The sequence below is a fragment of the Nitrobacter sp. Nb-311A genome, assembly GCF_000152905.1.
GTDB lineage: Bacteria > Pseudomonadota > Alphaproteobacteria > Rhizobiales > Xanthobacteraceae > Nitrobacter.
The window spans coordinates 42,378-56,540 of record NZ_AAMY01000007.1 but is presented as its reverse complement, the minus strand read 5'-3'; the positions used below and the strand labels follow the sequence as shown (position 1 = coordinate 56,540).

12 protein-coding genes and 1 pseudogene are annotated in these 14,163 nt (G+C 59.8%); 12 read left to right on the top strand and 1 reads right to left on the bottom strand.

Annotated features, from left to right (window positions below; all coding sequences use genetic code 11):
- Positions 1 to 45: 45 nt before the first annotated feature.
- The 10 genes and pseudogenes from rpsE (at position 46) to rplQ (ending at position 8,506) form a co-directional block, all read left to right on the top strand.
- A complete protein-coding gene (rpsE, locus tag NB311A_RS03740) occupies positions 46 to 621 on the top strand; it encodes a 30S ribosomal protein S5 (RefSeq protein WP_009797121.1) in 576 nt (191 codons plus the stop codon).
- A 77-nt stretch (positions 622 to 698) separates the two neighbouring features.
- The gene (gene rpmD, locus NB311A_RS03735; protein WP_040673879.1) at positions 699 to 893 is read left to right on the top strand and encodes a 50S ribosomal protein L30; all 195 of its coding nucleotides are present in this window, start codon (positions 699 to 701) and stop codon (positions 891 to 893) included.
- Positions 894 to 1,012: 119 nt separating this feature from the next.
- Positions 1,013 to 1,498: a 50S ribosomal protein L15 gene (gene rplO / locus NB311A_RS03730; RefSeq protein WP_009797119.1), complete on the top strand. Its 486-nt coding sequence runs from the start codon at positions 1,013 to 1,015 to the stop codon at positions 1,496 to 1,498.
- A 147-nt stretch (positions 1,499 to 1,645) separates the two neighbouring features.
- Positions 1,646 to 2,977, top strand: coding sequence for a preprotein translocase subunit SecY (secY, locus tag NB311A_RS03725; protein WP_009797118.1), 1,332 nt, complete (start codon positions 1,646 to 1,648; stop codon positions 2,975 to 2,977).
- Positions 2,978 to 3,202: 225 nt separating this feature from the next.
- Positions 3,203 to 4,462 (top strand): hypothetical protein, encoded by a 1,260-nt coding sequence (locus NB311A_RS03720; protein WP_245256917.1) that lies wholly within the window; start codon positions 3,203 to 3,205, stop codon positions 4,460 to 4,462.
- Positions 4,463 to 4,931: 469 nt separating this feature from the next.
- Positions 4,932 to 5,516, top strand: a pseudogene (locus NB311A_RS03715) (adenylate kinase); the annotation flags it as partial.
- Between the two features lie 455 nt (positions 5,517 to 5,971).
- The gene (rpsM, locus tag NB311A_RS03710; protein WP_009797115.1) at positions 5,972 to 6,340 is read left to right on the top strand and encodes a 30S ribosomal protein S13; all 369 of its coding nucleotides are present in this window, start codon (positions 5,972 to 5,974) and stop codon (positions 6,338 to 6,340) included.
- Between the two features lie 109 nt (positions 6,341 to 6,449).
- Entirely contained in the window at positions 6,450 to 6,842 is a 393-nt protein-coding gene (rpsK, locus tag NB311A_RS03705; protein ID WP_009797114.1) for a 30S ribosomal protein S11, read from the top strand.
- 99 nt (positions 6,843 to 6,941) lie between these two features.
- On the top strand, positions 6,942 to 7,973 hold the full coding sequence (locus NB311A_RS03700) for a DNA-directed RNA polymerase subunit alpha (protein WP_009797113.1): 1,032 nt from the start codon (positions 6,942 to 6,944) through the stop codon (positions 7,971 to 7,973).
- A gap of 116 nt (positions 7,974 to 8,089) precedes the next feature.
- Positions 8,090 to 8,506: a 50S ribosomal protein L17 gene (gene rplQ, locus NB311A_RS03695; protein ID WP_009797112.1), complete on the top strand. Its 417-nt coding sequence runs from the start codon at positions 8,090 to 8,092 to the stop codon at positions 8,504 to 8,506.
- 968 nt (positions 8,507 to 9,474) lie between these two features.
- Here the strand turns inward: rplQ and NB311A_RS03690 are convergent.
- Positions 9,475 to 10,866: a porin gene (locus NB311A_RS03690; protein ID WP_040673909.1), complete on the bottom strand. Its 1,392-nt coding sequence runs from the start codon at positions 10,864 to 10,866 to the stop codon at positions 9,475 to 9,477.
- A gap of 492 nt (positions 10,867 to 11,358) precedes the next feature.
- Here NB311A_RS03690 and NB311A_RS03685 point away from each other — a divergent pair, with 492 nt between their 5' ends.
- Positions 11,359 to 12,747 (top strand): DegQ family serine endoprotease, encoded by a 1,389-nt coding sequence (locus NB311A_RS03685; RefSeq protein WP_040673877.1) that lies wholly within the window; start codon positions 11,359 to 11,361, stop codon positions 12,745 to 12,747.
- A 4-nt stretch (positions 12,748 to 12,751) separates the two neighbouring features.
- Positions 12,752 to 14,083: a replication-associated recombination protein A gene (locus tag NB311A_RS03680; RefSeq protein WP_009797109.1), complete on the top strand. Its 1,332-nt coding sequence runs from the start codon at positions 12,752 to 12,754 to the stop codon at positions 14,081 to 14,083.
- Positions 14,084 to 14,163 lie beyond the last annotated feature (80 nt).

Below are 14,163 nucleotides of genomic sequence, written 5' to 3'. Positions count from 1 at the left end.
CGGATAGGACCGGGGCGAAAGCCTCACAAGGATCGGAAAAACACCATGGCAGGTGAACGCGAACGCGGCGGACGCGAACGGAGCAGGGATCGCGAGGAGCGCGACAGCGAGTTCGTCGACAAGCTGGTCCACATCAACCGCGTGGCGAAGGTCGTCAAGGGCGGCAAGCGCTTCGGTTTCGCGGCGCTTGTCGTGATCGGCGATCAGAAGGGCCGCGTCGGGTTCGGGCACGGCAAGGCGCGTGAGGTTCCGGAAGCGATCCGCAAAGCGACGGAGTCGGCGAAACGCAATCTGACCCGCGTGGCGCTCCGTGAGGGCCGGACGCTACACCACGATATCGCGGGCCGTCATGGGGCGGGACGCGTTTATCTGCGCGCCGCGCCGGCCGGTACCGGCATCATCGCCGGCGGTCCGATGCGCGCGGTGTTCGAGACGCTCGGTATCCAGGACGTGGTGGCGAAGTCGATCGGCTCGTCCAATCCCTACAATATGGTTCGCGCGACGTTCGACGCGCTGAAGCATCAGGATTCACCGCGCTCGGTTTCCGCGCGCCGCAACATCAAGGTATCGACCCTGCAATCGCGTCGTGTGGGCGGTGATGCGGAGGCTGTTGCCGAATAAGCGGATCCGGGTTGGGCCGAATGGTTGCTGCCTGCCCATTCAACCCGCCAGGCGAGACAGGATTTGGAGTGACGACGATGGCCAAGGCCGCAAAAACAATCAAGGTCGAGCAGACCGGCAGCGCAATCCGCCGCCATCACTCGCAGCGCTCGACGTTGGTCGGGCTCAAGCTCAACAAGATCGGCCGAACTGCGGAGTTGCAGGATACGCCTGAAATTCGCGGCATGATCGCGAAGGTTCGGCATATCGTCCGGGTGATCGACGAGACGTAACATTTTGCTATTTATGTCCGGCCTGTGCCGGGGGCCATGGTCTGGAAAACGCCGGTTTCGGCACAAGACGTGGAAGGCCGGAACAATGCTGGCACGACGAATACGATGAGGACGCGACCATGAAACTTTGCGATATCGCCGACAACGCAGGCTCGCGCAAAAAGCGCATGCGGATCGGCCGGGGTATCGGCTCCGGTAAGGGCAAGACCGGTGGCCGTGGCGGCAAGGGACAGACCGCGCGCTCGGGTGTACGCATCAAAGGCTTCGAGGGAGGTCAGATGCCGCTGCACCGGCGGTTGCCGAAGCGGGGCTTCAATAATATTTTCCGGGTGGAGTTCGCCGAAATCAACCTTGACCGGCTTCAGGCGGCGGTCGACGCCGGGTCGATCGATCCCAAGGATACCATCAACTCCGAGTTGCTGGTGAAATCTGGCGTCGTGCGCCGCAGTAAGGGTGGCGTTCGCCTGCTTGGTCGTGGGGAGATCAAGGCGAAACTGACGATTGAGGTTCACGGTGCTTCGAAGTCCGCGATCGCGGCGATCGAGAAGGCGGGCGGCACAGTGAAAATCCTTGCGCCGAAGAAAGATGAAGGTGAGGCAGCTTAACATCTGTGTCATCGCCCGCTTTGGTGCATGACAGGGACTTGCGGATGTTGGATTTATCAAAATCGAGCATCATGAGAGGTCTGGCGTCTGCTGCTGGCCCGTTCTGGCGGAGCGTGACGGCACCATTGGCGCGGGAGAAAGCTGAATATGGTCTCAGCAGCGGAACAACTGGCGGCTAACCTTAACTTCTCGGCGTTTGCAAAAGCGGACGAGCTGAAAAAGCGCATCTGGTTCACGCTCGGCGCCCTGCTTGTCTATCGGCTGGGTACCTATATCCCGCTGCCGGGCATTGACCCGACGGTCTGGCAAAAAGTGTTCAATTCCCAGGCTGGCGGCATCCTCGGGATGTTCAATATGTTCTCCGGCGGCGGTATCGACCGCATGGCGATTTTCGCCCTGAACATTATGCCGTACATTTCGGCCGCGATCATCCTGCAACTTTTGACCTCGGTATCGCCAAAGCTCGAAGCCCTCAAGAAGGAGGGCGAAGCCGGCCGCAAGGTCATCAATCAATACACCCGCTATCTCACGGTGGTGCTGGCGTTCTTCCAGTCCTATGGCATTGCCGTCGGACTTCAGGGCGCTGGCAACGTCGTCACTAATCCCGGCATGTTTTTCCTGGTCTCGACCGCGATCACATTGACCGGCGGAACCATGTTTCTGATGTGGCTTGGAGAGCAGATCACATCGCGAGGCATCGGCAACGGCATTTCCCTTATCATCATGGCCGGTATCGTCGCCGAGCTGCCATCCGCGCTCGCCAACATGCTGGAACTCGGCCGGCAAGGCGCGCTGTCCACGGGGATCATCCTGATCGTTCTGATCATGGTCGTGGCGGTGATTGCCTTTATCGTGTTCATGGAGCGCGCCCAGCGCAGGTTGCTGATCCAGTATCCGAAGCGTCAGGTCGGCAATAAGATGTTTGATGGGCAATCTTCCCATTTGCCGCTGAAGCTCAATACCTCGGGTGTGATTCCGCCGATTTTCGCTTCGTCGCTGCTGCTGCTGCCGACGACCGTCGCGAATTTCAACGCGGGTAGCGGACCGGAATGGTTCCAGTGGATCAATACCCAACTCGGTCACGGCCGGCCGCTGTTTCTGGTGCTGTATATCGCGCTGATCGTGTTCTTCACCTTTTTCTACACCGCGATTGTATTTAATCCGACCGAGACAGCCGATAATCTCAAGAAGCACGGCGGCTTCATTCCGGGCATCAGGCCAGGTGAGCGGACCGCCGAGTATATCGACTACGTGCTTTCACGCATCACGGTGCCCGGGGCCGTCTATCTCGCGGTTGTCTGCCTTATCCCTGAGATTCTGATTTCCTACGCAGCCGTCCCCTTCTATTTCGGCGGCACGTCGCTTCTGATCGTGGTCAGCGTCACGATGGATACGGTGTCGCAGGTGCAGGGATATCTGCTGGCCCACCAGTATGAGGGCCTGATCAAGAAATCCAAGCTGAGAGGCCGCCGTCGGTGACGTGAGGCGTTTTCTCGCTTGCGGAATCGGTTATCTCGGCCGTGTACCCATAAACCCAGCGGCGTGATGCGAAGGCAATGTCTGCTTTGCCCCCAAGCGGCCGGAGTTGTGCGGCAGCGGGCCATAAACTGCCGTTGAAGACGAGGGCACGATTTTTACTCGATCCTGACCTGCTTTCTTTCTGATGCCCCAAAGTCTGTCTGAAAAGACACGAGAGGCAGCGACATGCGACCGGCACCAATCGCTTATGGCTTCTACCGTTGTCGCGGGCTCTGCCTTCACACTTGGGTCGTCGCGACTTTCGCAATCATGATGGCCTCAGCTCCGCTGCAGGCTTTAGCAGCACCAAAAACGTCAGCGTGCGGATACCTCGCTGGTCTAATTGATAAGGCGCCGCCATCAGAGCAGTTGTTCCTGCCCAGCTATCCGACCGTCGAATCGGGGCCTCTGCATGGCGCCGCCTATGTCTATGACAATGCGGTAGCCGCCATCGCATTGGTCGGTTGCGGCGAGCAAGACAAAGCGTATCGGATTGGCTCGGCGATTCTATGGGCCATCGACAACGACCGCACCTGGCATGATGGACGGCTCAGGAACGCTTACGCCGCGGGTGGGGTGGCGAATGGCCCTGTCAAACTTCCAGGGTGGTGGGACAATACTCAGAACAAATGGTTAGAGGATCGATATCAGGTGGGCAGCGATGTTGGTAACATGGCATGGGCCATGTTGGCGTTGCTGTCGATTGATGATGTGAACACCGGCTCTCGGTTTCGCGACGGTGCAGCGCGGCTTGGCGCCTGGGTCGCGCAATGGGCCGATACGCGCGGTCCTGGCGGCTTCACGGGTGGTACGTTTGGGCACGAACCGACACCGGAAGTGCGGACGTGGAAATCGACTGAACATAATACGGACCTCGCCGCCGCGTTTGGCCTCCTTGCGATCCGCGCAGGCGATTCGCGCTGGCGCGAGAAGGCGACGGTTGCTGAGGCCTTCGTAAATACGATGTGGAATCCGGCATGCGCCTGTTTCGCCGCAGGGACCGCCGAAGACGGCGTCACGCACAATCCGATTTTGGCTCTGGATGCTCAGATCTGGCCTTTAACAGCGCTTCACGGAGCCGCCGGGAAATTTGCATCGGCAATGACGACCGCCGAACAGCGAATGAGTGTCGGCGGGGGCTTTTCTTATAGTGAAGACCGGGACGGTGTATGGACCGAAGGGACGGGCCAAGTGGCTCTCTTGATGAAATTGCTCGGCAGGACTGAGAGGGCCGAGTCGTTGCTCGCTGTCATCGAATCCCAGAGGTCGCCCGATGGTGGGTTCTATGCCACGACTGTCCGCGAATTACCGACCGGGTTCGTGTTGGACACCGACCCGACCAAGCCGCGAGTCTATTTCCGATTGTCACATCTTGGCGCAGCTTCGTGGGCCGCCCTTGCGGAGCATGGCTTCAACCCCTTTACGATGACAAAGGGACTTCCGTAGTGAGCCGCAGCGCTCCTCGTCTCGGCCTTTTCGGTCCTTTTTGATTTCGGTATGTCCGCAAAGGATCATTGGCGGAAAGAACTCAGGGCAAGCATATCGAGTCCGCTGCGCTCTGGAGCACTGCGGTGTCTGCCGGCTGCGCGTTAATGAGATCCGCTTTCTAGCGAGAAAAATCGTCCTCCGTCAATAACTTGTGCTATTCCGTTTGCGACGGTGTATCCGCTTTTGCGGAGTGCGTATCAGGCCTGCCAACCAGTTTTCACTCCGGGGATTCTTCGTTTGAGATTCGTATACGATATTCGCCGCCGCGATCTATCTGCCGCCCGTGATTCTTGTCTGAGGCATTGATCGCCTGCGGCGGGATGCCCTATGAGTTGCCGTGAGGGGCGCGGACCGTGTCTTGCTCTGTGCCTGATATCGAAGCTCAGGTGCACGGCTGCCCGTTCACCCGGCGATGGGGCAATTCTTTATGAGACTGATTTTTCTCGGGCCGCCGGGGGCGGGAAAAGGAACGCAGGCGCAACGTCTGGTCCGTCACTACGGAATCATTCAGCTTTCCACCGGCGACATGCTGCGCGCAGCCGTTGCCGCCGGCACACCGGTCGGCCTCAAGGCCAAGGACATCATGGCGAGCGGGGGGCTGGTCCCGGACGATGTCGTGATCGGCATCATTTCCGACCGGCTGGAGCAGGCGGACGCGAAGATGGGATTCATCCTCGACGGCTTTCCGCGTACGGTGCCGCAGGCTGAGGCGCTGGATCGTCTGCTTCAATCCAAAAATCTCGTGCTCGATGCCGTGGTCGAGCTTCGCGTCGACGAAAGTGCGCTGCTGCAGCGCGTTGAAAGCCGTGTCGCGGAAATGACGGCGCGGGGCGAGCAGGTGCGGGCCGATGATCGGCCTGAGGTGCTCGCGAAGCGGCTGGCCAGCTATCGCGCACTGACGGAGCCGCTCATTCGCTACTATTCGGAGCGCGGCAAGCTGCTGACTGTTGACGGCATGATGGCCATCGACGACGTCACGCGGGATATTCGCCGCGTCTTGAGGCGCTCGGGAGTTCCGATGTCAAAGTTCGGCGTCCGCCGATGGTAAGGCGGGGCCAGAAATCGATAGCTGGAGCCTTTCTGCCTCTGACTGAGTCAGAAGCAGGGCCCCATGATTTCGATTTGGCGCGTTTCTCTTCACGCGAACCGGTGTCCACTTCGCTCGAAAACGCCCTATAAGCCGAGAAAACCAACAAATGATGGTTGGGGGGCCGCCGTTGGATGGAAAGCGGGGCGCCTTGGAACGCGACAAGAATGGCAGCCTGAAAGTCACGAAATAGCGAACAAAAGCGGGGGAACGGTTGACGGAATGCCACCGAGTCCTTAATAAACAAGCATCCAGCGGATCGTTTCAGACGATGCCGGACCCCGCAGAGGGTCGGGCGTCGTTCTTGTGTTTGAGGATACCCGCCTGAAATAACAAGGGAAAGGCCGGCTCCCCACGAGTCGGCAAGAGGAGAGAAGTCTGTGGCCCGCATTGCCGGCGTGAATATCCCGACCAACAAGCGCGTCGTTATCGCGCTTCAGTATATCCATGGCATTGGTCAAAAGAATGCCGCTGAGATCATCGAGAAGGTCAAGATTCCGGCCGATCGCCGGGTTTCGCAGCTGACCGATCAGGAAGTGCTTCAGATTCGGGAAGTCATCGACCGCGACTACCTCGTCGAAGGCGATCTTCGTCGTGAGGTTGGTATCAACATCAAGCGGCTGATGGATCTCGGTTGCTATCGCGGCTTGCGTCATCGCCGCGGACTGCCGGTGCGCGGCCAGCGCACCCATACCAATGCGCGCACCCGCAAGGGGCCGGCCAAGTCCATCGCCGGCAAGAAAAAGTAAGAGCGCGGTCAGGATAATGACGAATAGCGAATAGATTCGGGTCGCTACTCGCTTCGTCGGTGGAGCCGCTGGCATTACGGCGGCGTTGAGATCACAGGAAAGGCTGACAATGGGTAAGGAAGCTACGACACGCGTTCGCCGCCGCGAGCGCAAGAACATCGCGTCCGGCATCGCGCATGTCAATTCGTCGTTCAACAACACCACCATCACCATCACCGATGCGCAGGGCAATACGATCGCCTGGTCATCGGCCGGGACAATGGGGTTCAAGGGATCACGCAAGTCCACTCCCTACGCGGCACAGGTGGCGGCGGAAGACGTTTCCAAGAAGGCGCAGGAGCACGGCATGCGCACCCTCGAGGTCGAAGTGGCCGGTCCGGGCTCGGGCCGCGAATCGGCCTTGCGCGCGCTGCAGGCCGCAGGCTTCACCGTTACCTCGATCCGCGATGTGACCGCGATCCCTCATAACGGTTGCCGTCCACGCAAGCGACGGCGCGTTTGATATTCGACGGCGGCATTTGTCGCCCCCGTCAGTTCGAAATCTTTATTTTCTTATTGCGCGGATTGATCCGCGTCCTCCAACGCCAATGACGTTGATGGCATGGGTGAAACAGTGACGATCCAGAAAAATTGGCAAGAGCTCATTCGGCCGAACAAGCTGCAGGTCGTTCCCGGCAGCGATCCTTCGCGCTTTGCGACCCTGGTCGCCGAGCCGCTCGAGCGCGGTTTCGGCCAGACGCTCGGTAACGCGCTGCGCCGCATCCTGCTGTCCTCGCTGCAGGGAGCTGCGGTGCAGTCGGTGCATATCGATGGCGTTCTGCACGAATTCTCCTCGATCGCGGGCGTTCGCGAGGATGTCACGGACATCGTGCTGAACATCAAGGACATTGCGATCAAGATGCAGGGCGAAGGCCCCAAGCGCATGGTCGTGAAGAAGCAGGGTCCCGGCAGCGTCACCGCAGGTGACATCCAGACCGTCGGCGACATCGTGGTGCTTAATCCGGACCTTCAGATCTGCACCCTCGACGACGGCGCCGAGATTCGCATGGAGTTCACGGTCGCCGCCGGCAAGGGCTACATTGCCGCCGAGCGCAACCGGCCCGAGGATGCGCCGATCGGACTGATACCGGTCGACAGCCTGTATTCGCCGGTGCGCAAAGTATCCTACAAGGTCGAGAATACGCGTGAGGGTCAGATCCTCGACTATGACAAACTGACCATGACCATCGAAACGAATGGCGGGGTGACACCCGAGGACGCTGTGGCCTTCGCCGCGCGCATCCTTCAGGATCAACTCAACGTCTTCGTCAACTTCGAGGAGCCGCGCAAGGAAGTCGCCACCGAGATCATTCCGGATTTGGCGTTCAATCCGGCCTTCCTCAAGAAAGTGGACGAACTGGAATTGTCGGTGCGCTCCGCGAACTGCCTGAAGAACGACAATATCGTTTACATTGGCGATCTGGTGCAGAAGTCGGAAGCAGAGATGTTGCGCACGCCGAACTTCGGACGCAAGTCGCTAAACGAAATCAAGGAAGTGCTGGCCCAGATGGGGCTGCACCTCGGCATGGAAGTGCCGGGCTGGCCGCCGGAAAATATCGACGAGCTGGCAAAGCGCTTCGAGGACCATTACTGAGCTTTTGATCTCTTCTCCGCAGCGGAGAGGACCTCAAAGCAGGGCGAACGCAGGCAGCCCACCTGAGCAACGCGACCGCCGGGTAGTCGCGACGGACAAGACTGAGGATCACATCAATGCGTCATGGTAAGGTTCACCGGAAGCTCAATCGCACCGCGGAGCATCGCAAGGCCATGTTCGCCAACATGGCGGCGTCGCTTATCAAGCATGAGCAGATTGTCACCACGCTGCCGAAGGCAAAGGAACTGCGTCCGATCGTCGAAAAATTGGTCACACTTGGCAAGAAGGGTGGTCTCGACAAGCGCCGTCAGGCGATCAGCGAGATGCGTGACGTCGGTCAAGTGAAGAAGCTGTTCGATGTGCTGGCGCCGCGCTACAAGGACCGTCATGGCGGTTATACCCGTATCATCAAGGCTGGCTTCCGTTATGGCGACAACGCCCCGATGGCGGTGATTGAGTTCGTCGATCGCGACGTCGATGCCAAGGGTCAGGACTCCGGGCCGGTGCAGGCCGAGGCTTCGGAAGCTGCGTAAACGCGATATCTTTTGAAAACTATTTGAAAACTAAAAGGGCGGCGCTGTGGAGCGCCGCTTTTTTGTTGGTTTGAGCGAGCCCTATAGAGCGTTTTCGACCGAGGGGATACCGGCTCCGCGCAAAGAAAACGCGTCAGAACAAAATTATCGAGCGTCGTTTCCAGCACGCGAATTTACTTTTTGCAGATCTCGACCTGCGCCGGGCACGGGCTGACCGCTCGCGTGTGCGGCGTCGACTGCGCCGACGAAAGCGATTGCTCCCGCGAGCAACGATAAAAACTCTTATCTTTGGTTGAGACACACCAACGCTTCCCGCGAATTTCTGTCGCAGGATCAACGCCTCGTTTTGGATTGACGCCCCTCGGGCAAGTAATTATAAGTAAACTAGATTACAGAAATATGACAGGCTCAGACTCCAATGTGAGATGATCTCAGTCCCCTTTAATCGTGATGGAGCATGGTAATGAAATACCTATTGATTGCGATTTGTGCGGGAACGATGCTAAGTACTTCGGCGCTCGCATTTTCGGGGAAAAGCGAAAGCGGCAGAGGTGATCGGGGTTATGAAGGTCGCGGCTACCTGGCCTATGACTCCGGCGGCGATTATACCCCTACACGCTATAACAACAGATATGCGCCGGCTTATAGCGGCCCTCGCTATCGCCTCGGCTTCCACGAACGCTGCTCCTTCACGAATGACCCGAGCTGTTAGAGCTTGGCTCTCGGCTCTGAGCGCACATGCTCAGAGCCGATTTTAGTGAATTGTGTTCTCCATCACGCTGGGCTGCGATTGGTATCAAGCGCTTGGTTGTCAAGGTTTAATGGACCTTGCCAGGGCTAAACATCAACGATCGCATCAGTAACGAACGTGATACTTTGCAAGGAGACCCGCGACTTAACGAAGTCGTCGCGGGGCGCGTTAGGGCCTTTCACCATTTTCGTGAAGTTGGAAAGGCCTCATGTGGGTTTCAAAATGCCCACTGGGTGCGCATCGCGAAGGCGTCATACTTGGCGCCGAGATCCTGATTGGCAAGGTTGGTTTTCGCTACTGTGCCGTGGACCCAGTTGAACATCAGGCGCATATTGTCGTTGAGATACCAGTTGAGACCGACCACGATGTTCTCCTGCTTTCCGCCGAACACCAGGTTGTCGTTGAGATCCATGTAGCTGTAGCGCGCCGCGATCTCCCAAGCGCCGATGCCGCCAGCCATATCCCAGAAGAAGGGATGGCTCGGATGCACGCCGCCGAACGCAGCGTCATGTTGGAGATATGTGCGCCTCTCGCCGGTAAGAATATAACCGGCCTGAACATAGCCCCCCTTGAAATGAAGGTCGGAACCCCCGGACCGGGAGATGCTGTAGTCGAAATATTCGCCCTGGCCATGGAAAGGGCCGATGGCGCCGCCGACTTCGCCGCTCAGCACCCGCACGTCATCGACATTAGCAATGGTATGAGTGTCGAGCACCCGGGTCGGATCGATGCGAAGTTCGATGCGTTCGCGCAATCGGATGTCATTAACGCCAGGGGCGCCTCCGGTGTCGGCAAGATAGAGCACCTCGCCGCCGAACAGGAAAGTGGCGACATCGGTGTTGATCGGCGTGAAAACCAGACGGCCAACCGCTGAATAGGGGACGCGCAGCGAATGATCATAGGCGCGCTCGGGTCCCGTCAGGTAGGCGGCGGCCCACCACCACTTGTCGTAGCTGATGACCCCGACGGCCGCGCGTTGGCCGCCGGCGCCGAGGTCGGCAGCCATCACTTGCGCGGAGGAGCGTTCCATGAATGTGATGTTGTTGGAACTGGTGGCCTGTTCGAGGCTCCACATCACTTTCATGTAGCCGAGGTCGATGCTCGTGTGCTCGAAGCCCTTGTAGGACACAAAGGCGTTGTTGATGGTCCCCGAGCCGTCCTGGGAGCCGCCGAACTCGCCGATCAACGCATAGAACCAATCGCGTGCGAATTTGCCCACGAGACCGATACGGGCGCGGCGTGCGTTGACGCCGTCCTGCAGATCCTGCGGCACGGTTGCGGCCGAGTTCGGCGTGTAGTTGTAGCCCCCGACATCGAAGTGCAGGCGGCCGGTGATGCCGACGCAGTTGAATCCATCCGCGGTGCAGATGCGGGGGGAGCCACCCTTCATCGACACCAGAACGTCCGGCGGCGCAAACGTCCCTTTTGTCGGCATATAGCCGGCGCTGGCATTCAGGAAGGTTTTCTGTCGAACGCTTTCGAGCTTCTTTTCCAGCACGCGAATTTGCTTTTGCAGATCTTCGACCTGTTCTGGAGTCACGGTCTGTCCGCTTGCCTGTGCGGTGCTGACTGCGCCGGCAAAAGCGATCGCTCCGAGAACTGCCGACAAAAATTTTTGCCTGTGATTGAGACGCGCCAACCCTTGCCGCGCCATTGCTGTCGCGGGCTTATTGGCCTTTGTTTTGGATCGACGATTGTTTTGGTTCTCGCCCCACGGCAACATCAGATACTCTCCCCGCTTCATCCTAAGCTTGGGCGGACGCTTAGTGGAGTTCCATTGCAAGGATATGACAGGCAGTCCGGCCTACGTCGTATTTCGCCGCGTCTGGTGAGGGAATCACCGCGATGCATGCGGCCGAACTGTCCCAATGGATGGTACGTTAGACGATGATGTGTGCGCCAATCCTTAGAATCCGCGCAATGGGCCTGATTGGGGAGGGCTGAAGTGGCGCAAGGGCAGAAGGCAGGCCGTGCGCACACCGGCGGCGGAGCCGCTCGGGGAAACCCGGAAACACCGTCGCGGACGTGAAAAGAGCGTCTTTTGCTTCTCTTGAAGGGTCGAGACGCCTATATCTGCGGTCCTGATCCTGGGAATCAATTCATGACGTTGTTCCGCCTGTTCGCTCCGCTATTCCTCGTTCTGACAATGATGGCGCCTGGTTATGCCCAGGACCGCCATGTGCCGGCCACCGAGGCCGAGTTGCGGCTTTCCTATGCGCCGATCGTGCAACGGGTGGTCCCGGCCGTGGTCAATGTCTATGCTGCCAAGGTGATCCAGCATCGCCATCCGCTGCTGGATGACCCGATCTTCCGCCGCTTCTTTGGCGTTCCTGGCGGGCAGCCGGAACAGATGCAGCGCTCGCTCGGCTCAGGCGTGATGGTCGATCCGTCCGGCCTTGTCGTGACAAACAATCACGTGATCGAGGGCGCCGATCAGGTCAAGATCGCGCTGCCGGACAAGCGTGAGTTCGAGGCCGAGATCGTACTCAAGGATAAACGGACGGATCTCGCGGTCCTGCGGCTGAAGGATGTACACGAGAAGTTTCCGACGCTTGATTTCGCGAATTCAGATGAGTTGCAGGTCGGAGACCTCGTGATGGCGATTGGGAACCCGTTCGGCGTCGGACAGACGGTGACGCACGGTATTGTTTCGGCGCTGGCGCGCACACAGGTGGGAATTACAGACTATCAGTTCTTCATCCAGACCGATGCGGCGATCAATCCGGGGAATTCGGGTGGGGCACTGGTTGACATGACGGGCCGTCTCGCAGGCATCAACACCGCAATCTTTTCGCGCTCCGGCGGATCGCAGGGCATCGGCTTTGCCATTCCTGCAAACATGGTTCGGGTCGTCGTGGCGTCTGCCAAGAATGGCGGCAAGGCGGTGCAGCGGCCCTGGCTTGGGGCGCGACTGCAGGCGATAACCCCCGAGATTGCCGAAACCATCGGCCTTAAGGCGCCGGCGGGTGCACTGGTGGCCAGTGTTGCGGCTGGAAGTCCGGGGGCGCGCGCCGGTCTCAAACTGTCCGACCTGATCGTGTCGATCGACGGCCAGCCAGTCGAGGACCCCAATGCGTTTGACTATCGGTTTGCGACGCGTCCGCTCGGCGGCACCGCGCAATTGGAAGTCCAGCGCAATGGGAGGCCGGTCAAGCTCACCGTTCCGCTCGAGGCTGCGCCGGACACCGGCCGCGACGAGATTGTGATCACCGCGCCATCGCCATTCCAGGGCGCTAAGGTTGCGAATGTCTCGCCGGCGCTGGCCGACGAACTTCATCTTGATTACGGCGCCGAAGGAGTCGTGGTTATCGCATTAGCTGAGGATGGCATGGCCGCGACTGTCGGCTTCAGGAAAGGCGACATCATCCTCGCGGTCAACAACAAGAAGATCGTCAAAACGACCGATCTCGAACAGGCCGTTCGCGAAGCAAGGCGGCTCTGGCGTATCACGCTGATGCGTGGCGGCCAGCAGATTCAAGTCATGCTATAGGGGGATGAGCCCGAAACGCCAGCGCGACTCAGGGAGCCTGTTCGCCGCGGCGGGCCTGGAGCGTGATGCGCCGCATCCACTGCCGGACAGGCTGCGCCCGCAGACGCTGCCGGATGTCGTCGGGCAGGATCACATTCTGGGGCCGGACGGCGCGCTGACCCGCATGCTGGAAACCCGCTCGCTGGGCTCGCTCATCTTCTGGGGGCCGCCGGGGACCGGCAAGACCACGGTGGCGAGGCTGCTGGCGGATGCGACCGCGCTGCATTTCGAGCAATTGTCGGCGGTGTTCTCCGGTGTCGCCGATCTGAAGAAGGTGTTCGACGCCGCCCGCGCGCGCCGCGAGTCGGGGACGGGAACGCTCCTGTTCGTCGACGAGGTGCATCGTTTCAATCGCGCGCAACAGGATTCGTTTCTGCCTGTCATGGAGGACGGAACCGTTGTTCTGGTCGGCGCGACCACTGAGAACCCGTCATTCGAACTGAACGCGGCGTTATTGTCGCGGGCGCGCGTGCTGGTGTTCCGTTCGCTCGACGCGGCGGCGATCGAGAAATTATTCGTCCGCGCCGAGCTAGTCGAGGGCAAGCCGTTGCCTCTCGACGAGGAGGCGCGCGCCGCGCTGGCGCGCATGGCCGATGGCGACGGCCGAGCGGCGCTGACGCTGGTCGAGGAAGTCTGGCGGTCGGCGCGTGAGGGCGAGGCCTTCAATGCCGGGCAGTTGCAGAGCGTTTTGCAGCGCCGCGCGCCGATCTACGACAAATCCGCCGACGGCCACTACAACCTGATTTCTGCCTTGCACAAGTCGGTGCGGGGCTCCGATCCCGATGCGGCGCTGTACTATCTGGCGCGGATGCTTGAGGCCGGCGAGGATCCGTTGTTTCTCGCGCGCCGCGTGATGCGGATGGCGGTGGAGGACATCGGGCTTGCGGATCCGCAGGCGCTGGTGATCTGCAACGCGGCCAAGGATGCCTATGATTTCCTCGGCTCGCCGGAAGGCGAACTCGCGATCGCGCAGGCGGTGATCTATCTCGCGACCGCGCCGAAGTCCAACGCCGCCTACAAGGCGTTCGGCGCGGCGATGCGCATCGCGAAGGACGCCGGCTCTCTCTTGCCGCCGAAGCACATCCTCAACGCGCCGACCGGGCTGATGAAATCCGAAGGTTACGGCGGCGGCTATCAATACGATCACGACATGCCGGACGCGTTTTCCGGACAGGATTACTTTCCGGAGACGCTCGGCCGTCAGACCTTCTATAATCCGCCGGATCGCGGGTTCGAGCGCGAAATCCGCAAGCGCATGGATTACTGGGCGAAACTGCGGCGGGAGCGCTCGTCGTGACGGGCCGGATCGGCGCCAGTATCGGGCTGCCGTTCCATGACCCTGACATATTCGCGCGACGGTGCACGTTCAAAGACTGT